Below are 19,753 nucleotides of genomic sequence, written 5' to 3' on the forward strand. Positions count from 1 at the left end.
GCTTTGTAGAGTTCTGTGTTAAAATTAGACATGGGAAGTCTCCTTTCGAATTTTTTTGGACACAATTATTCTACAAGGATTGACTTCCTTTTTCTATGCAAACGGAACTCTAACGTTTACACAAAATATTTTATGCTATCATTCAAGCTATAATAATTTGTATTATAATTGTAAGCGTCAGATAAAATAGTGGATTCCAATTCATCAATAAATTTTCAATAATTTTGGTGAATAGAATTAAAGTTTTTAGAGTTGATCCAAAAACTTTAATAAATTCTAGATTGGAGTCTAAATTGTATGAAGGTTGAAGTATCTCCTGTAAAACAGGTGAAGATTAAATACTGGCTTGATGTGATCCATAAGTGCAGGGCCAATGGCCTCACAAATACTGAATTTTGTAAACAGAACAATATCAATGAAAAAAGCTATTACTATTACCTGGCCAAGATTCGAAAGATGGCTATTGAAGATATTCCCATAAAAAAATCAAACCTTTCGGCTGCCTATGAGAGCACCTGCTTTGAAGAAATATCGGTATCTTCATTTCCTGCTGCGCATACGGATCCTATCACGATTCATATCGGTAATGTGGATGTTGGAATGTCTGAGGATGTATCGGAAGAATTCCTGATCAAATTATTTAAAGCGGCATCGAAATGTTAGATCTGAACAAACTAGATCATATCTATTTGGCTTGCTCTCAGACCGATATGCGAAAGTCAATTGACGGCCTTTCTGCTATTGTACAGGAAGAATTTCAATTGGATCTGTATTCAAACAGTCTGTTTCTTTTCTGCGGAAGGAAGAATGATCGAATCAAAGTGTTGTATAAAGTGTTGTATTGGGATGGTGATGGTTTTCTTCTGATGTACAAAAGACTGGAAGATGGCCGATTCAGATGGCCTAGAAAACAAAAGGAAGTCAAAGATCTTACGCATCAACAGCTTCGATGGCTGTTGGAAGGATTAGAAATCGATTAGCCAAAGGTCATCAAAAAAGTAAGTCCAAAAAGTGTGATATAATATAGCCAAAACCGCGATATATAAAGCATATTATGGTATAATATAGAAGATAAAAACAGGTCAAATCAATGATAAAGACTACCAAAAATTATATCTTCAGGTCCAGCAATTATATGCAGATATGGCGACTATGTGTGATGGATTGAAGAAACAGGTAGAATTGCTTCAGCAGGAAAATTTCCTATTGAAAGAATCGAATGAATATTACCGAAAAAAACTGTTCGGAACCAAAAGTGAAACGGCAAAGTCACTTGGTTTTGAGCAGCTTTCTTTATTTGATGAGGCCGAATCGATATTGGAAGAAAATCCTGGATATGTGGATGTCACCTATAAACGCAAGAAGAAGCATAAAAAAGTACCTGGTGAGATCAGTGCAAAATTCAAGAATCTGCCAAAAATCAAACGATTATTGGATATACCTAAAGAAGATCGTTATTGCGAACAATGTGGATCTGATATGGTCCGTGTTGGTGAAGAATTTGTACGTAATGAATTGAAGTTCACACCGCCAAAACTGGAACTGGTCGAAGTATATCGGGCCACATATGAATGCCGGAATTGCAGGAAACATGGCAAGCCAAATATGATCAAAGCCGAAGTACCAGCTAATGTGATACCACATAGCTATGCATCGGCAGACAGTGTGGCATATATCATGGTACAGAAATATGTGAATGCAGTAACCCTTTACAGACAGGAGCGAGAATGGAAACATTTGGGAGTCGAATTGAGCCGTGCCACCATGTCAAGCTGGATGGTCATAGCTGCCAGAGAATGGCTGTATCCCCTGGTTCAAAGGATGCACTCTATATTGATCAATCAGACGTATATCCATGCAGATGAAACAACGGTCCAGGTACTTAAAGAAGAAGGAAAGAAGAACACTTCAAAATCGTATATGTGGGTATATGCGACGCATAAATATTCGAAGACACCGATACGATTGTTCGATTATCAGCCGAACCGGAAAGGAGCGCAGGCAAAGGAATACCTGAAAGGATTCAGTGGAATATTGATCACTGATGCGTATGCAGGATATGATCAGATTCCAGGAGTAGACCGCTGTTACTGCTGGGCACATCTGAGAAGATATTTTGCTGATGCCTTACCAAAAGATCTTGATTCGAAGCATGCAACCTATCCAAGACAGGCAATCGAGAAACTGCAGAAGATCTTCCATGAAGAAGCATTATTAGAGAATCTTGATACAGAAAAACGACAAAAGAAACGGAACGAGATACAGGCACCAATGGTTGAAGATTTTTTTGCGTGGATAGATATAAATAAGGATAAAGTACTTGGAGCATCAAAATGCGGAAAGGCTTTTAATTATGCTCTAAACCAGAAAGCAGGTCTTATAAAATATCTGGAAGATGGAAATATACCAATGACTAACAGTATAGCCGAAAGAGCGATACGGCCATTCACGATTGGTAGAAAAAACTGGTTATTTAATGGGGGGGTCCAGGAGGAGCAAGAGCCAGTGCAGCAATATACAGCATCATCGAAACGGCAAAAGCCAATAAAATTGATCCATATAAATATCTGAATTTTCTATTTAATTCATTACCCGGCCTGGACTTTATATCGGCACCATCATTACTGGATGATTACTTACCATGGAACAATGATATACAGACTATATGTAAATAAACCCGTTATGATACGAATTACTGTTTGATCACAACGGGTTTTAATCTGACATCATCGACACGGGTTTATCTGACGCTTACATTGTAAACAAGGAAATTGGAATAAATATCATTTCAAGATTCAGTATTGAATGTACTTTTCGATACGATCCTTAAACTGATCGTTGACCAACAATTGATTCAATACCATCGACCAATTATTCAGATGTCCTTTGTCCCATTTTTTCTGTAGTTCTTTCACACGTAAATAGAGCAGTTTGAATACGGCTTCATGATTTGGAAATGACCCTTTTTTCGTCACTTTTCGAAAGGAAGAATTTACCGATTCGATCGCATTTGTCGTATACATGACTTTTCGAACAGCAGATCCATAATCAAACAGCTGTTCTACATGAAGAAAATTCCTTTTCCATACTTCGATCGCTCCAGGATATTGTTTCCAGTTGTCGCAGAATGTGTCGAACGCAGTCTTAGCTGCTTTTAGTGAAGAGGCTCCATATACTTTTTTAAGATCGGATGTGAATTTTTTGTAGTCCTTAGTTGGTACATATCGGATGGAGTTCCGAATCAGTTGACAAATACACCCCTATCTTGGCAGCATAACAATGCCTCATAAGCAAACAAAATATTGTTATTATTAGATAAATTACTTTTTCCTATTAATATTTCCTTTTACTAATCGAAGTGCCATTTTGGTTTCTTCTTTCATGAAAAGGTTCATACAAAGCATGCTTGCTGTAACATAAATCAACAATCCGGTGATTGAGTTAAATAATATGCCACATGTGATAAATACAGTTACCTCAATGAAAAGATATAACCACTCTCTAAATTCGAACTTATACTCTTTAAAATCCCAAATAGAGAAAATAAGCCAAATATAAGCAGAAACAAGAGTTCCATATGAAAAAGCCTCTTTATATGGATATATTTGAACAAACGACCAATTAAGAATAGCACCGATAATTAAAATCAATATTAAACGTATGAAATAAAGGTTCTGTTTTTTGAATGCTTTATATAAATTGACATAAACACCTTTAATTATTATATAGACCATTTGTGTTCCAAATAAAATGAACAAAACATTGATGGCTCCCGTATAATTCTGCAACAGAATCTCGATAATAAATCTTGCCGGAAATGCCGCCGCTACAATAACAGTGCCAAAAAGCATGACATATCTACGAATTCTGATAACATCATCATGCTCTGAATGATTACAAAAATAATTGTACAGAGTCGTGGTAATAGGAGTAATCGCAACGTTTAGAAAGCCTTCCATACTTACCGCAAAAGAATAGTATGCAAACTGCGCTGAATCCATCATTACCTTAACGAACCATCGATCCATACTTGAAAGAAGTATATTCGAAAAGTTGCCGATCATTAAGAGAAAACCTGCTTTGATGTCCTCCCATAACAGTTTTATCGAAACATGTCCAGGTTCTACACCTTCTAATATTTTTGAAATATTGATTTCTAAAGCAAACCAAATGATAGTATCAACAATTACATATGAAATCAAATATAAAAAATAGTCATCTGTTCTCACAATAAAAAGCAATGCCATGTTTGCGATGAATGTGAAAATCGTAGTGAGATTAAGAATTTTGCTATAAGACTTAAATTCACCAACAGCTTGATAAAGATTTTTAAAGTAGCTAGCCATATTTGCCGACATAATTGTCATAGCAAAGGCTATGATTATCCGATCTCTAAATAATAATGCTAAGGGAATAAGAATAGCACTCTCGATCAACATCATTGTTCGAAACGAAACCATTCCAGTTTTGAGTTCTTTCCGATCAATCTTATCTATTTCTTTGCCTCCATATCTAAGATACATACCATCTGCATATCCCAAGGCAAATATACCCACATAAGTTGTATAAAGTTGAAATGTCTTTATTGCTGCATATGAATCTACAGATAAATATTTTGGAAGAAGAAAATTGGTTAGTAGATTAAACACCATATTAATGATGTTTGCCAGAAGAATCTCCATCATCCCTTTTTTAAGGTTGTTCTGCATAATTACACTACACTCTTTCTTTCGTCAAATCATACAATTGTATGGCAAAAATAAAAACTTTTGTTTCAAAAAAATAAGGCAACAATTATTATCTGTTACGATGTTAAAAGCAACGGAGTATTTTTGATATTCTACGAGCATCTTGTCTCATCCGTATAATAAACAACTTTAGATGTATACAAAAGTAGCACATCCATCTCAAAAATTGCTACATATGGATTAAACTTGTGTTTTACAACAAAAATATTGAATTTAGTGAACATTCCATTCCATGCTTTGGATACTAATTTTCACAATAGCATATCACATGACCAATTGACTATTTTACTTGCCACAACCGTGAATTCCTTAACGATGCACACACAACAATGCAGTTAATAAAAGAATTCAATGAAATTTAGCCAAGATACATTTGAATTTTTTAATGTGTCTACATTGATATCATTACGGAGAATGCGGTAGCTCTCATCTAATTTGAAATCTTTGTAATCGCAGAATACCTACATTAAACTAGCTTTTTCTCTATTAATCCTGCTTTGATTTAAAATAATAGATTATGATATATAAGAGGATAGAAAACCGTATTAATATTTACACTAGAAAAAACTAAAATTGTTATATTAAGCATAGCAGTTACAGCACCACATAAACGGAGTCTGCCTTCATTAATACTTAATACATACTTACTATGCATTGTATCCATAGCTCTCCCGAGTAAAATAAAATTCACCAACATCAAACTCTCCATCATTCGATATGCATCAGGAAGAATTGAAGTAATTGGAATAACTACAAGCATAATAATATTCATTTTTTCAACAAAATTCGTAAAGTTCAAATCTGCATTTCGAGAAAGCTCCTGACTGTTTCTTATTATTAGTATGCCTATCTCAAATGTAATAAACAGAGTTATAATTATTAGCACTTTTCTAGCATTTATTTCAACCCCTTGATAAGCATACATTGAATATCTTTCTGACATATTAAGAAAAGTTGATATATGAAAAAGAATATTTCCTAAAAAGCGTGTAGCCAAAATCCCCACAGTAATAATAATTGATGTTACTACGATTACATCATGTCTTTCTAAGAAAAAAGGGAATAGTATCAGTAGAAAAATAATACTAGCAGAATGAAACATACTAGCTACAATTACACAAGAGACGAATCTTACCAAATCAATCTTTCTTTTGTAATTTATAAGTGCATCTAACCCTAACCATATAAAAATCAAGGCCATACTATTTCTGATTTGCACAACATCCAGCATAAATGGAGAAATTGTATAAAGTGCAATAACAAAGCACCAATTTTCTGTATTTTTTTTTGTAAAATAAAATATAGCTATTATAAATATAGCTGAAAATAATATCAGAAAATGCTTATAGTCCAATCCAACTAAGTTTGATAATTTTGTAACTCCCACATACAAAATTTCAAAGTTATTACCGAGACTATCAATATGAGAATATTTGTACAAATAATTAGCATAATCTGCATTACCATAACTCCATCCAAAAAGAATCCAAAGCCATACCAAAAGGAGTCCTCCAAAGAAATCAGATCTTTTCAAAATGAAGCATACCATTATTAGCAAGATTGAAATAACCAATATTATCATATCAATGTACCATTTTCTTTCCGTCAGATATTCCTTTTTTTATATCCTTTATCTTTTTTATCCTATCATCTTCATAAAGTAAGGTCTTTATTAAAATTTTTATTATATACAACTTACTTGTATTTAGTTCGAGTTTTTTATCAAGATAAATTGCATTTCTGACCATATAGTATTTTCTTTTAGGTGAATGATTTGTAACATATATGGTTCTTCCAAACATTTTTCTACATTTTAGGTTACCAAGATCATGCCAAATACTGACATTGTAATCTTTTAAAACCTTATACCCTGCTTGATTTGCTCGAATGCAGAAATCTCTATCAACCCCATCAATAAATAGGTTCTCATCAAATCCACCAATTTTCCTCCAAACATTCAAGTTTGTTAGAGAGGCACTTGTTATCACCCATTGTTCCTCTCTGATGCCTTTTTTTATTTCATCAGCAAATTTTTCATTGTGTCTATAAATAACATTTGGTGCTAAAATCGCAACATCATTAGAAACGTATCTAGTTAATTCTTTGATAAGATTATCTTCAGTTATAGAATCTTGATCTAAAGTTATAATCCAACTAAAGTCATTGTCTATCGCATATTGACATAATTGGTTTAATGCTCTTGCAATTCCCTGATTTTTCGAGTTTTTTAATAAAATGACTTCATTTTGCTTACACAATTCATCAATCATTTTAATATTCGTAGAACCGTTATCAAGAACAATAACTGCATCAACTTGATCAATAATTGAAGCAATATTACTTATTAATATCTCTTTGTCTGGATTGAATGTAACAATTCCAGCGCATATTTTTTCCATTATCTACCAATCCCTTTTATTCATTCAATATATCTACCAATTTTTGACTTACATTTTCAAAACGATACTTATTAAAAAAATCCCTTTCTATATGTTTAACGCAAAAATCATAAAAATCTTTATCATATAGTAATTTTTCAAAAGCATTTTCCCATTCATCTCTTGTATCAGCTATAATTCCATTTCCCTGAATTATATCGGTATTTACTCCTACACCGCTACCAATTACAGGTTTCTTCATATTTAAATATTGAATTAATTTAAACCCGCATTTCCCACTATTAAATTTATTATCTTTTAAAGGCATAATGCCTATTGTGAACTTGCTAATTTCATTGATATAAGTGTTTTTGTTCCATTTTACAAAATAAGAATTTTTTATTTTTTTTGTATAATCCAGTGGCGTGTTACTTATAATAGATACTTTTATCTCTGGATGTTTTTCGATTACACGATTCAATGAATCAACAATTAATTCAAGATTATTTATAGTTGTTTGACTACCGATCCATCCAATAATTTTAGAATCAAATGTATTTGACCAATAAGGTATATATTTTTTTGTATTTTCAATTGTAGGAATAATCTGGCAATTGCTATTATATTTTTGATAATACTCCTTTAAGGTTTTATTACCACAAATTACAACATTAGCTTGTGAAGCTATAGCAGAAGAATTATCTCCTTTCAATGTATAAACGGCATCATCAATATCAAATATTATTTTTTTATTATTTTTCTTAATTTTTTTCAAAAAAGTATATTTGCACCGAGGGACAATTGCTTTTTGAATAAAAATAACATCACTCTTTGGAGCAATAAATAATAGCTCGTATATTCTTTTTATAGAATTGAGCACATATTGAACAATAATTTGGGGAATAAATTTTTTCTTATTATGCATATATGTTGTCACATACTTGTTATCCCAAAAACTAAACCATTTTACTTCAAAGTTATTCTCTATCTCTTCCCGAAAAATATAGGCCCGATATTGAGATGAAGCTCCTTTTTCGGCATAAAGAGTAAATACGCACAGTTTTTTTTTCATACTAATATAGACTACCTCTTATACTTTATTTTGAATTTCTCTCATATAGGCTTCCACAACGATCTGCCTATCAAATTCTTTTTCGACTTTTACTCTTCCAGCAAGACCCATTGCTTTACGTTTTTCATTATCAAGTTTCATGAACTTATTAATAGCTTTAATAAGGGCTTGACTATTCTTCAGCGGAATCATATAGCCATTAATTCCATCATCAATAACTTCTCTACAGCCAGATCGATCTGTAGCAATAATTGGTCGACCAGATGCACTTGCTTCTAAAAGTACATTGGAAAGGCCTTCAGGATAATACGTAGGATGGATAACACAATGTATATTTTCTAGAAAACTAGATACATCACGAATCATACCATGATAAATAACTATTCCATTATCGTTATATTCATTTAGTTTCCCTTCATATTCAGTTTCACAAAAACCACAAATATGAAATTCTGTGTTAGGGTATTCTGCCTTTATCACTTTTGCTGCTTCAAGATATTGATCAATACCTTTTTCTTTCATTATGCGAGAAATAAAAGCAAATCTGATTATTTCATCAGATGGATATTCCTTTACAGGAAAACGATCAAGATTTACTCCAGAACCAGGTATAAGCTTTTGTTTATCTATAGCAATATTATGGTCAATGAAAAATTGCTGGTTTTCTGTATTCTGAAAGAAAACGCGTTGAATTTTTCTAAATGCAATTTTATAAAGGATAATTGAAACCTTTTGAGCGATTCCAGGATTCTCTACAGCTGTGCCTAATCCAGTAATGTTCGCAACAAAAGGTATATTCTTCTCTGCCGCAGCCATTGCTCCATAGATATTGGGCTTAATAGTAAAACCTAGAACAATATCAGGTTTAACTTCAACTAGTAGTTTTCTATAAGACTGAAGCATTTTAGCTTCGTGAATAGGATTCATTCCATGTCGTTCAACATCTATCTCATAGAAATGGCACCCTAATGCTTTTAAGTCATCTATTCTTTCACCGTATGGAGAAGAGATAGAAACATCATAACCGTCAGCAAGTAAACGCTCAACAATCTCAAGTCTGAAATTATAAATAACCACATCGTGATTGACTAAGAATAAAACTTTCTTTTTTTTATTCCCTTCTGTTCTCATGACACTTTCTTTTAGATTTACCTTCTGATAATCAATGCCTTTATAATGACTTATACTTTGTTTGTAACAACTATTCCCAAATGCTTTATTTACCAATTCACCAATCTTGCCTGGTACTTTGCCACCTACAAAGACAGCTAGATTCAGAATTTTTAATAACTTAACACGCTCATCTGTTACATTTCCTATTTCTTTTACCATTTCACTGGTCTTTGTCCATTCTGGATTCTGTGGAATAAGAACAACTGCATTTTCTTTTTGCTCTTTTATAAGCATAATTTGGCATAAGAATTCGCATAAATTATCAATATGTAATATTGAACGTTCATTGTTCACATCCGGGAATATTGGTAATTTCTTTGCTAATTTAGCTAAAGTAGGATAATTTCCTTTTGATCCTTTTCCATAGATCATTGGTGGTCTTAATACCAATACTTTAAAATCATCATCGGCCAATTCTCTTACTGCTACATCAGCTTGTAGTTTACTGTCTCCATAAAAATTAGCTGGATTTGGAACTGTATCTTTATCAATGATCTTTTCTTGTCCATAAGGAGCTGAATCACCATATACAATCATTGATGACATAAAGATAAATTCTTTAACATGTTCTAATTTAGCTTTTTGACAAACTTTAATGGCTAGATCTGTATTGACTTTATAGTATTTTTCTTTTGTTTCATCCGATACATTTCCAACATCTGCATGGGCAATACCTGCTACATGATACACAACATCGTAATTAGAAAAATCAGTCTCTTTCCATGTTGGATCCAGCATATCTAATGTATCAATCTCAAAATTATCTGGATAATGATGGTTGGCATATTCTTTAAATGTCTCACCAATATAGGATCCTTTTCCAGTAATCAATATCTTTTTATGTTGTGTTGTATCCACTTCAACCGGTTGCCCAAAACCAATAGGACCAATTAAATCTTCTTTTGACTTTTCATCGGTATAATGACGACCAACAGAAGTTTTCTTCATCTCTCCTGTTCCGCCTTCCACTACACTCTCATCATTACTAAATACATGCAATGAATCTAAGAAGATCTTCGTATCCATTTTTGGCCCTAGATGTTTGACATATTCCCCATCTAATTTTGCTTTATCGGGAATTTCCAATTCATCTCTTCCATTGATTTGTGCCCAACCTGTTAATCCTGGTTTAACATCATTGGCACTACATTTATCTCTTTCTGCTGTTAATAAATCTTGATTCCATAATCCTGGTCTAGGTCCAATGACGGACATATTCCCAATAAATATATCCCAGATTTGTGGTAATTCATCTAAGGAATGGGCACGAATAAATTTTCCAACTTTTGTGATATATTGATCTGGATTATCCAACATATGCGTTGGTACATCATGCGGTGTAGACATTTTCATGGAACGGAATTTATGCAACTTAAAATATTGTTTATTCTGTCCCAATCGTTTTTGGGTAAATAATACAGGACCTGGATCTTCCAATTTGATAGCTAGTGCAATCGTTCCCATGATCGGACTCAATACAACTAAACCACCAAAGGAAAGAAGGACATCCATTCCACGTTTGATATATTTTTCATAAAAAGAAGGACGGTATAAAGAATCACCAATTTCAATTAAGTGACCTTTTATTCCATCCGCATTTTCTTTATCCTTTTCATCTTCCACAAAAATAACTCGTTTTCCTTCGAGTGGATTTTTTTGATTCGGATCATTCTCAAATATAGAGTCTGGTTTCTGCTTTTTCGCAAAATACGTCAGACCAACGAAAGTAGCACCCATAGCTACTGTAGTAATACCAATGATCTTTTTTTTCTTTCTTTTATCCATGTGCTACTTCCTCCTTTATTTTTGCCACTTCACCAGCATCTAATTTCTGATAAGATTCAATACAACTTCCGGCCATTATGATTGCACCTGCATTGATATGACAACACGTTCCAATACATACATCATGATCAATGATAGCACCTACACTAATAATAGAACCAGCATCGATACTAGAATGTGTATTTACAATTGCTTTGGGTTCCACAATGACATCTTCTTGAATCTTTGCTGATTTACTCACATATGCTGTATGATGAATCAAAGTTGGAATTTTATATCCGGTATCACGCAATTGCTGTAATAACTGCGCTCGTAAAGTATTGTTGCCAATACCTACAAAAGCTTCTTTGTATTGATCCAAATATTTATCTAATTCTTCTATTTTTCCAATGGCACATTTGTTTTGATCATCCAAAAAATCAATTTTGTCATAACCACAAGCCGATGCCACTTCAGCTACTACTTGACCATGCCCACCAGCACCAATAATCAATAATGCATGCATATAACTACACACTCGCATTCACTTCATCCGGTCTTTTAAAGGTAGGTACTACACTTCTGAGTGCTTCTCTTGCCTTGTCATCATCTTCATTTTCAATGGCTTGTTGTAGGATTTCTAACTTGTCATTGATTTGATCTTTTGAAAGTGGTTTATCCCTTTCGATAAAGATCAAGCTGTTTTCCGTTCGATCTAATTCTTCTGTTTTTACCAAAAGTTCTTCATACAATTTTTCCCCTGGTCGCAATCCGGTCTCAATGATTTGCACATTTTGAACACCAGATAAGCGAATCATACTTTCGGCTAGATCCCAGATCTTCACCGGTTTGCCCATATCCAATACAAATAATTCCCCATTCTTGGCTAGGGCACCACTTTGTAAGACAAGCTGACTCGCTTCAGGAATGGTCATAAAATAACGAATGATACGTTTATCGGTGACCGTTACCGGACCACCATTGGCAATTTGTCGTTTAAACAAAGGAATGACTGAACCGGCACTGCCCAATACATTCCCAAATCGGGTAGCACTGTATTTGACCGTTCCCCAAGTACTCGCACTTTGAATCATCATTTCACACATGCGTTTGGTCGCACCCATCACATTGGTTGGATTGACTGCCTTATCGGTCGAGACCATCATGAAACGTTCTACATGTTGTTCTTCGCACACTTCGATCAAGTTCTTTGTACCAAAGACATTATTATAAATAGCTTCCACACAATTGCTTTCCATCAATGGCACATGTTTATGAGCAGCTGCATTGATCACAATTTGCGGATGATATTTTTCAAACACTTTTTTTAGTGTTTTTTTATGCGTGATCGAACCAATCTCGATACGAAGATCCAATTGATTTTTATACACAAACTTCAATTCCTGTTGGACCTCATACGCTCCATTTTCATAGATATCGAAAATGATGATTTGTTTTGGTTCCATCTTCGCTAATTGACGACACAATTCCGAACCAATCGATCCACCGCCACCCGTGATCAATACGACTTTATCTTTATAATAAACATAGGTTTTTTCATCCATGACCACGATGGGTTTTCGAAACAACAACTCTTCAATATCAAATTCACGCAATTGTCGCTTGTTTCCAGGCGAATACGCAACAGGATAATCATAAACCTTTAATTTATATCCCGCATTTTTATAATAGTTATACAATTCTTTTTTGCGTTTTTGTGGCATCGAAGGAATCGCAAAAAAGATTTCTTGCACTTCATAGATATCCAATTGTTTTAAAGTCGTTTCATCTTCGCTCCACACTGGAATACCATTGATTTCACGACCCACCTTATCTTGATTCACATCAATAAAACAACGAGGCACATACGAAGATTCTTCATTGTTCATTAAATCATTCGCTAAATTCACACCGGCATTGCCCGCACCCACGATGGCAACTTTGATCTTCTTGTTTTCTTTTTCATCGGTGGTTTCAACATTTGAAAACACATGCAGCAACAACGATAAAAATTTACCCAACGCGGTATCCTGATTACTAAACTTATAGGAATATCGATACACCATACGCATCGCAATACAGATCAATAGGTTACAACTAAAGATCGATAATAAATGTGCAAAGGCAAGCCGTTGAACTGGCAAGATAAATTCAAGACACAGGCACAATAAAAAAGCCAATGTATCCGTGATCAACAAACGAATGTAACTTTCAATCCCACCAAAACGCCATACTTGACGATAGACTTTACCAACTAAACGAATGGGAAAAATCGACACAGCAAAAAGACATACTTGGGCAAGTATATCACTGAACTCTAGTTTCATGTTGCCATGATACAAAACCAACAATATAAAAACAACGAATGCTAATACGACACAATCGTAGAATACTAACATCCATCTTGTATGTTTAAAACGATATCTTCTTGACTTCTCTTTTCCCATGATCCAATCTTTCATTCTCTCTAAATTTATTTATTAACGCATTATATTGCATGCTTCTATATATTATAGTTTTATTAATTATTTTTCAACCATAACTTAACTAAATCAACGCAAGTTCTTAAGAAAACGTTATCATTTTACGGATTTCCGTTTATGTTCTATACTTAAAGATATGAATAAAAGAACTGCCTTTCAAACCGGACTGGTTGATGCCATCCCCATCATGTTGGGTTATTTTGCCGTGGGCTTCTCTTTGGGCATTGCTGCTAAGAACGCAGGATTAAACTCACTACAAGGTTTTTTCATTAGTTTTTTCTGTAATGCCTCCGCCGGCGAATACGTAGCCTTTACTGTTATTGCTGCCCATGCCACCTATTTGGAAATGGTTATCGCCACTTTGATCACCAATGCCCGTTATTTTTTAATGAGTGCTTCTTTAGCCCAACGACTGGATGCCAATACATCCTTATTCCATCGCTTGCTCATTGCGTATGACGTTACCGATGAACTCTTTGGCATTGGCATTGCCAAGATCCATACCTATGGGCCTTTTTATATGTATGGGGCCTATAGCGTTGCCCTGCCTGGCTGGGCTTTTGGTACCATGTTTGGTGTTATTGCCGGCAATATTCTGCCTACTCATATCGTAACGGCTTTAGGTGTTGCTCTTTATGGCATGTTTCTTGCCGTGATCATTCCGGCCACAAAAAAAGACCACATCGTCAGATATGTGGTCATTGTTTCCTTTATCGCTAGTTGGCTTTGGGATCAATTCCTGCCTTCTGATAGCACCAAAACCATTATTTTGACTCTATTGATTTCCACGTTGGCTGCTTGCTTATTTCCTCGAAAGGAGACCTCATGAGCATTCCTATTTATATTGCCTTGGCCGCATTGACAAGCTTTATCATTCGCGCCCTACCATTGACCCTGATTCGCAAACCCATACAAAATACATTCATCCAATCGTTTTTGTATTACGTGCCCTATGTAACCTTAAGTGTCATGACCTTTCCAACGATCCTTCATGCCACCAATAATCCTATGGCAGGAAGTGCAGCTTTGATCGTTGGCATTGTCTTATCCTGGCTGGGCGCTTCCTTATTTCAAGTGGCCTTCGCTTGTTGTCTTTTGGTTTGGTTCTTGATCTAAAGTTGGAGATCCTTTTCCATCTTCCGATAATAATAAATGGAAATATACGCACAAATGACTTCAGTGATTGGTACAGCCCACCAAATATACTGCAATTGATGAAACAAGGTCGACAACAGATAAAAAGCCGGCACAATGATCAAAAATTGACGAAGTATATTAACGATCAAGGTATAGCGAGCATGTTCCAGAGCTTGCATAGCCGTCGAACGAATCAAACTGATCGATGCGAAGGGTAAAGAAGCCACACAAATACGCAAAGCAACCATGCCAATATCTAACATGTGATCGGAAGCATTGTACATTTGTAAGAATGGTTGTGGAAAAGCTTCCAAGATGATCATCACACATACCATCAAGACAAGCGCGAAACGAAAAGCCAATTGACTGGTTTGTTTCACCCGATCTTTTTTATCCTGGGCCAAGTTATACGATAAAATAGGAATCATCCCATTGTTCAAACCAAATAAAGGCATACAACAGAAATTTTGTAGCTTTAACCAAATGCCATAAACGGCCGTTGCCGTTGTACTATAACTCAAAATGATCATATTGACACAAAAGGACGTTGCGGAATTCAAGCCAATTGTGACCATACTAGGTATACCTACATGAAAGATTTCCTTAGCAACATCCGGTTGAAATCGAATCAAAGACCATTGAAAATGAATCCAATGATTCTTATGATGATTCATTAGAAAACCAATACAAGTGGAAAACAATTGTCCGCCAACCGTCGCTATAGCGGCTCCAGCAATCCCCCATTGTGGAAAAGGACCAATCCCAAAAATCAATAAGGGATCAAATACAATATTAAAGAGGGCACCCGAAGCTTGAGAAATCATTGCTAATAAAGGATTTCCCGTACATACCAACATCTTTTCAAAATATTGGCAAAAGAAAACACCAATTCCTACACACCAGACAATGCGTAAATAAATGGTGCCCCCCTGTACGATTTCCGGTACATTGGTTTGGACCAAATAAATCTTTTGGGCAAATAAAGCACCTAAAACAATGAACAACCCCGCAAAACATATGTTCAAAAAGATTCCTGTATGAGCCACTTGATTGGCTCGTTTTTCATTTTTTAGACCGATATAATGGGGCACCAACGCACTCATACCAACGCCAATACCAACCGCAATCGCATTCGCTACTTGTTGCATGGGGAATGCCAAAGAAACCGCCGTCAAGGCATTTTCGGAAATCTGAGCAACAAACATAGAATCCACTATGTTGTAAAGAGCCTGGATGAAAAAAGAAATCATCATTGGCACCGACATATTGACTAATAACTTGGGAATGGGCCAAGTCCCTAACTTATTCTCTCTCATACCGATTCATTATAGCATAAAAAGTACCAACTTATTGAGCTGGTACTGGTTCTTGTTCAATTTCATTTTCATGCAGATCGACTTCAATGGAATCAAATTGTTCGGCAATGTCTTCGGCATGATCATTGATACGTAAAAAATCATTGAAGACCCGCGACATCATGATACCTGTTTCGGAATCCATCACATTGTCTTTGATCTCTTCAATTTGTTCCTTTCGCCATGTATGGATCAAAGAATGGAGCTTTTTCGTATTTTGCTTGATGGCATCTAGATCATATATATAATCTTTGGAATGCATGGTCATCTCTGACATATGCAAGATCATATCCAGATCTTTGGTCGATAATTTATTTTCGGCTTGTTTCTGAGCCTGTTTGGAAATATTCACGGAATAATCACTGATTCGTTCCAAATGCACCAAAGACAAATAGAAAGCGCCTAATGCTTGAGACACATTCGCATTGATGTTTGGAGCGGATAAAGCCGTTGTGATATATTCCGAAATCGCTTCATTCAATTTGTTGACTTCTTTTTCGCGATTGAGGATCACATCACATCGATCACTCGAATAGGAAATCAATTGTTTGGATGCATCTTGCACATTTTCATAAGCCACATCCATCATATGGATGATCTCATCACTCACTTGATAAACATTGATGGCATTGGCACCAATCAACTTATTGGATTTAGGTAATGGTTGCAGATATAATAAACCATCTTTTTTCTTTTCTGGTTCGCTTGGTAAGATCTTTTCGGCAAAATCCGCCAATTTATAACCAAATGGAATCAATATGATCGTTGTACAAACATTAAATAACGTATGCATGTTCGCAATTTGTTTTGGTGCATTGGTTGGCGTCCAAGAAATGACCCAATCCGTTAATGGTGTACTCATACATATAATCGTAAAGATGATCGTACCAATGATATTAAAACTCAAATGAATGATGGTCGTTTGTTTCGCTTCCCGACCAGCACCAATTGAAGCCAAGACCGCCGTAATACACGTACCAATGTTTTGCCCAAACAAAACATAGACCGCTGTATGCAAATCAATGATTCCACTTAAAGCCAAGGCCTGCATGACACCAACCGAAGCCGATGAAGACTGGATCAAAGCGGTAAAACCTGCCCCAACCAAGATACCAATCAAAGGATTGGAAAAGTTAGACACCATATTAATAAACGCATCGCTATGACGCAATGGCATCATCGCACTCGACATCATATTCATACCTAAAAATAAGATACCCAAGCCGGCAATGATCTCCCCAACTTGGCGCTTGGTTTCTCCCTTTAAGAAAATCACCATGGCCACACCAATAAAAGCAATCAATGGAGCAATGGCACCAATATCCAACGCAATCAACTGACCCGTAATGGTCGTACCAATATTGGCACCCATGATGACCCATACAGCTTGTCGCAATGCCATCATTTGCGCATTCACAAAACCAACCACCATGACTGTGGTGGCTGATGACGATTGAATGATCATAGTGACCACACAACCCAATAAAATTCCTATAAAACGATTGGTCGTTAATTTCTCCAAAATCGATTTCATCCGGTCTCCAGCCGCAGCTTCCAGACCACCAGACATCATCTGCATACCATACAGAAACAATGCCAATCCACCCATAAGGTTTATCACAATTTCCATAAAGAGTTTTCTCCTCTATCTCATCTTTACCTTCACTTTACAATAAAAAAAGTCCAATCACTTGGACTTTACATAATCTTTACAAAGCTTTTACGATTCAATGATGTATGCATGGACAATTTCGGCACTATACGCAATATGCGTATCTTTATTGGAACCCGTCGCATAACTATCTACATCTTGTGGATACCATTTTTGTAGGGATTCATCCAAAGCACCCAAATCAATGGCTTGTTTCTGTACGACTTTACATTCCAATGTCAATGGATATTCCACTATGGCCGGTACATTCACTTCTTCTCCATCCACTAAATGAAGATGAGCAGCTTCAATCTTATCGATATCTCGCCCGCTCTGTGCTCCACAAATCTTCGTAATGGTTGGATTGGCACCATTTAATGGAATATTTAATGTGAATTCACCAGTGGCATCCAATTGTTCACGTGTGAAACGATGTTCACGAATGAAACAAGTAAAAATAGGCAATGCCCAATTTACACCCAATTGACCCCAACCAATAACCATCGTATTGACTTTTTGATCTTTGGTTGTTAATAAAATACCCTTTGGTAAAGCTTCCACAATATTTTGTGCATATTCCGATACATTCACTGTTTTTTTGATCATCTTTTGTCTCCTTTAGAAAAGCAGATACAACGGTATCTGCTAATTCTCTTCATTTAATTTTTCATCGATATCAGCAATTTCATCTTCCAATTCGGAAATGAATTTTTCTTTATCTTTGATATCTTCTTCAATTTGATCACGTTCACTATCACTCAACAAACCATTCATATCATCGTTTAATTGTTTGATCTGACGCTTTTGATTATCAATCAAAGATTGTTTATGCGCCACCGTATCATGCATACGCTCTACCCAGTCTTGATGCTTCTTTTCATTGAAAGCACGCAAACCTTCAAAGTAGTTATCCATGAAACTACGGAACTCCGACCAAATCTTATTTTCCTTTTCACGACCACAAGAACCAATGTCTTTCCATTCGACACTCAGATTCTTCATCGTTTCCGTATTCTCACGCGTATACGATTCCGTTTCCGCAATCAACTGTGCCTGTTTAACCAATTGTTCCTTCTTTTCGTAATTCTCATCTTGTTTTTCATGCAACGCATCAAAATATTCATTGCGACGATCATAGAATACTTGTCGTGCATCACAGAAAGCAGTCCATAATGCATCTTCGTATTCACGACCGGCACTACCAGCGGCTTTCCATTCATCCATCAAATCACGATACGCCTGTGATGTTTTCTTCCATTCTTCTGAATTCTGTAAAGCTTTAGCTTTTTCAATCAAAGACTCTTTTACTTGACGAACCTGTTCAAAAGACTGATTCATTTCTTCCCAATGTTCGTGTTTACGATCATAGAATTTTTGACGTGCATCATGGAATTGCTCCCACAATTCATCATCTTTACGACCCGCATTACCAGCCGCTTTCCATTCATCCATCAAGGTTTTCATTTTTTCCGTTGTTTGTTTCCATTGATCGGAATCGGCCAATTCTTTGGCACGTTTAATCAAATCTTCTTTTAAAGCAACACTCTTCTGAATTTGTTCATCTCGTTTCGCATAAATTTTATCGAGAACGGTTTCAAATTGATCATGAAGTTGTTCTTCATAAACGGATTGTGAAAAATGAATACGACGGAAACGACGACGTAAATCTTCAGCACGATCAATCTTTTCGTTTTCGGTCAATTCTTCATTGGCTTCTACTTCTTTTGCTTCTTGAATCAAAGCCTCTTTTTCTTCGATGTCGGCATCCATATCATCGACTTCTTCATTATAATTCTTATACTCTTCTGCCATCTTAAACACCCCAAATCTCTATAGCACGTTTTATGTATATTATATATTCTACATCATATCCTAAATTTCGCCAAATGAAACCGTACACAATCATTTTAGTTCAGTTAGCGAATTTAAATTTCCAGAATGAAATAGGAAAGGTTCATTCAATTATTATAAGAATTTAACTTTTTTTCAAAC

15 protein-coding genes and 2 pseudogenes are annotated in these 19,753 nt (G+C 35.4%); 5 read left to right on the forward strand and 12 right to left on the reverse strand.

Annotated elements, in window-relative coordinates; genetic code table 11:
• Positions 1 to 297: 297 nt before the first annotated feature.
• The 3 genes and pseudogenes from tnpA to tnpC all read left to right on the forward strand — a co-directional run bounded on the left by tnpA (position 298) and on the right by tnpC (position 2,675).
• The gene (gene tnpA, locus SOS22_RS03560) at positions 298 to 663 is read left to right on the forward strand and encodes an IS66 family insertion sequence element accessory protein TnpA (RefSeq protein ID WP_320596330.1); all 366 of its coding nucleotides are present in this window, start codon (positions 298 to 300) and stop codon (positions 661 to 663) included.
• Positions 657 to 980, forward strand: coding sequence for an IS66 family insertion sequence element accessory protein TnpB (gene tnpB, locus SOS22_RS03565; protein ID WP_320596331.1), 324 nt, complete (start codon positions 657 to 659; stop codon positions 978 to 980). Before tnpA ends, tnpB begins: the two co-directional genes overlap by 7 nt.
• 163 nt (positions 981 to 1,143) lie before the next feature.
• A pseudogene (tnpC, locus tag SOS22_RS03570) lies at positions 1,144 to 2,675 on the forward strand (IS66 family transposase).
• Between the two features lie 120 nt (positions 2,676 to 2,795).
• Here the strand turns inward: tnpC and SOS22_RS03575 are convergent.
• The 8 genes and pseudogenes from SOS22_RS03575 to SOS22_RS03610 form a co-directional block, all read right to left on the reverse strand.
• Positions 2,796 to 3,257, reverse strand: a pseudogene (locus SOS22_RS03575) (transposase); the annotation flags it as partial.
• 63 nt (positions 3,258 to 3,320) lie between these two features.
• Complete coding sequence (locus SOS22_RS03580) at positions 3,321 to 4,709, reverse strand: hypothetical protein (RefSeq protein ID WP_320596332.1); 1,389 nt, start codon at positions 4,707 to 4,709, stop codon at positions 3,321 to 3,323.
• Between the two features lie 541 nt (positions 4,710 to 5,250).
• Positions 5,251 to 6,249: an EpsG family protein gene (locus tag SOS22_RS03585; protein WP_320596333.1), complete on the reverse strand. Its 999-nt coding sequence runs from the start codon at positions 6,247 to 6,249 to the stop codon at positions 5,251 to 5,253.
• An 82-nt stretch (positions 6,250 to 6,331) separates the two neighbouring features.
• Entirely contained in the window at positions 6,332 to 7,147 is an 816-nt protein-coding gene (locus SOS22_RS03590; RefSeq protein ID WP_320596334.1) for a glycosyltransferase family 2 protein, read from the reverse strand.
• 16 nt (positions 7,148 to 7,163) lie between these two features.
• Positions 7,164 to 8,198: a glycosyltransferase gene (locus tag SOS22_RS03595; protein ID WP_320596335.1), complete on the reverse strand. Its 1,035-nt coding sequence runs from the start codon at positions 8,196 to 8,198 to the stop codon at positions 7,164 to 7,166.
• Positions 8,199 to 8,216: 18 nt separating this feature from the next.
• Entirely contained in the window at positions 8,217 to 11,156 is a 2,940-nt protein-coding gene (locus tag SOS22_RS03600) for a sugar transferase (RefSeq protein ID WP_320596336.1), read from the reverse strand.
• On the reverse strand, positions 11,149 to 11,679 hold the full coding sequence (locus tag SOS22_RS03605; RefSeq protein ID WP_320596337.1) for a hypothetical protein: 531 nt from the start codon (positions 11,677 to 11,679) through the stop codon (positions 11,149 to 11,151). The genes SOS22_RS03600 and SOS22_RS03605 overlap by 8 nt, the downstream gene beginning before the upstream one ends.
• On the reverse strand, positions 11,666 to 13,462 hold the full coding sequence (locus SOS22_RS03610) for a nucleoside-diphosphate sugar epimerase/dehydratase (RefSeq protein ID WP_320596338.1): 1,797 nt from the start codon (positions 13,460 to 13,462) through the stop codon (positions 11,666 to 11,668). Before SOS22_RS03610 ends, SOS22_RS03605 begins: the two co-directional genes overlap by 14 nt.
• Before the next feature lie 292 nt (positions 13,463 to 13,754).
• Between SOS22_RS03610 and SOS22_RS03615 the strand changes: the two genes are divergently transcribed.
• A complete protein-coding gene (locus SOS22_RS03615; protein WP_320596339.1) occupies positions 13,755 to 14,447 on the forward strand; it encodes an AzlC family ABC transporter permease in 693 nt (230 codons plus the stop codon).
• Positions 14,444 to 14,734, forward strand: coding sequence for an AzlD domain-containing protein (locus tag SOS22_RS03620; protein WP_320596340.1), 291 nt, complete (start codon positions 14,444 to 14,446; stop codon positions 14,732 to 14,734). The genes SOS22_RS03615 and SOS22_RS03620 overlap by 4 nt, the downstream gene beginning before the upstream one ends.
• On the opposite strand, the gene SOS22_RS03625 is transcribed toward SOS22_RS03620, so the two are convergent.
• The 4 genes from SOS22_RS03625 to SOS22_RS03640 all read right to left on the reverse strand — a co-directional run bounded on the left by SOS22_RS03625 (position 14,731) and on the right by SOS22_RS03640 (position 19,573).
• Positions 14,731 to 16,071, reverse strand: a complete 1,341-nt coding sequence (locus tag SOS22_RS03625; protein WP_320596341.1) for an MATE family efflux transporter — start codon at positions 16,069 to 16,071, stop codon at positions 14,731 to 14,733. The genes SOS22_RS03620 and SOS22_RS03625 overlap by 4 nt on opposite strands.
• A gap of 31 nt (positions 16,072 to 16,102) precedes the next feature.
• Positions 16,103 to 17,740, reverse strand: coding sequence for a Na/Pi cotransporter family protein (locus SOS22_RS03630; RefSeq protein ID WP_320596342.1), 1,638 nt, complete (start codon positions 17,738 to 17,740; stop codon positions 16,103 to 16,105).
• A 90-nt stretch (positions 17,741 to 17,830) separates the two neighbouring features.
• The gene (locus SOS22_RS03635; protein WP_173446140.1) at positions 17,831 to 18,367 is read right to left on the reverse strand and encodes a flavin reductase family protein; all 537 of its coding nucleotides are present in this window, start codon (positions 18,365 to 18,367) and stop codon (positions 17,831 to 17,833) included.
• A 39-nt stretch (positions 18,368 to 18,406) separates the two neighbouring features.
• A complete protein-coding gene (locus tag SOS22_RS03640) occupies positions 18,407 to 19,573 on the reverse strand; it encodes a DUF349 domain-containing protein (protein ID WP_277634227.1) in 1,167 nt (388 codons plus the stop codon).
• Positions 19,574 to 19,753 lie beyond the last annotated feature (180 nt).

It is taken from the genome of Absicoccus sp. (assembly GCF_034090965.1).
GTDB classification, from domain to species: Bacteria; Bacillota_I; Bacilli_A; order Erysipelotrichales; family Erysipelotrichaceae; genus Absicoccus; species Absicoccus intestinalis.

Excerpts from the sequence above, each read along its gene's own strand:
- tnpA (WP_320596330.1), top strand. The coding sequence starts at position 298 with ATGAAGGTTGAAGTATCTCCTGTAAAACAGGTGAAGATTAAATACTGG.
- tnpB (WP_320596331.1), top strand. The coding sequence starts at position 657 with ATGTTAGATCTGAACAAACTAGATCATATCTATTTGGCTTGCTCTCAG.
- SOS22_RS03580 (WP_320596332.1), bottom strand. The coding sequence starts at position 4,709 with ATGCAGAACAACCTTAAAAAAGGGATGATGGAGATTCTTCTGGCAAAC.
- SOS22_RS03590 (WP_320596334.1), bottom strand. The coding sequence starts at position 7,147 with ATGGAAAAAATATGCGCTGGAATTGTTACATTCAATCCAGACAAAGAG.
- SOS22_RS03595 (WP_320596335.1), bottom strand. The coding sequence starts at position 8,198 with ATGAAAAAAAAACTGTGCGTATTTACTCTTTATGCCGAAAAAGGAGCT.
- SOS22_RS03600 (WP_320596336.1), bottom strand. The coding sequence starts at position 11,156 with ATGGATAAAAGAAAGAAAAAAAAGATCATTGGTATTACTACAGTAGCT.
- SOS22_RS03605 (WP_320596337.1), bottom strand. The coding sequence starts at position 11,679 with ATGCGAGTGTGTAGTTATATGCATGCATTATTGATTATTGGTGCTGGT.
- SOS22_RS03610 (WP_320596338.1), bottom strand. The coding sequence starts at position 13,462 with ATGAAACTAGAGTTCAGTGATATACTTGCCCAAGTATGTCTTTTTGCT.
- SOS22_RS03615 (WP_320596339.1), top strand. The coding sequence starts at position 13,755 with ATGAATAAAAGAACTGCCTTTCAAACCGGACTGGTTGATGCCATCCCC.
- SOS22_RS03620 (WP_320596340.1), top strand. The coding sequence starts at position 14,444 with ATGAGCATTCCTATTTATATTGCCTTGGCCGCATTGACAAGCTTTATC.
- SOS22_RS03625 (WP_320596341.1), bottom strand. The coding sequence starts at position 16,071 with ATGAGAGAGAATAAGTTAGGGACTTGGCCCATTCCCAAGTTATTAGTC.
- SOS22_RS03630 (WP_320596342.1), bottom strand. The coding sequence starts at position 17,740 with ATGGAAATTGTGATAAACCTTATGGGTGGATTGGCATTGTTTCTGTAT.
- SOS22_RS03635 (WP_173446140.1), bottom strand. The coding sequence starts at position 18,367 with ATGATCAAAAAAACAGTGAATGTATCGGAATATGCACAAAATATTGTG.
- SOS22_RS03640 (WP_277634227.1), bottom strand. The coding sequence starts at position 19,573 with ATGGCAGAAGAGTATAAGAATTATAATGAAGAAGTCGATGATATGGAT.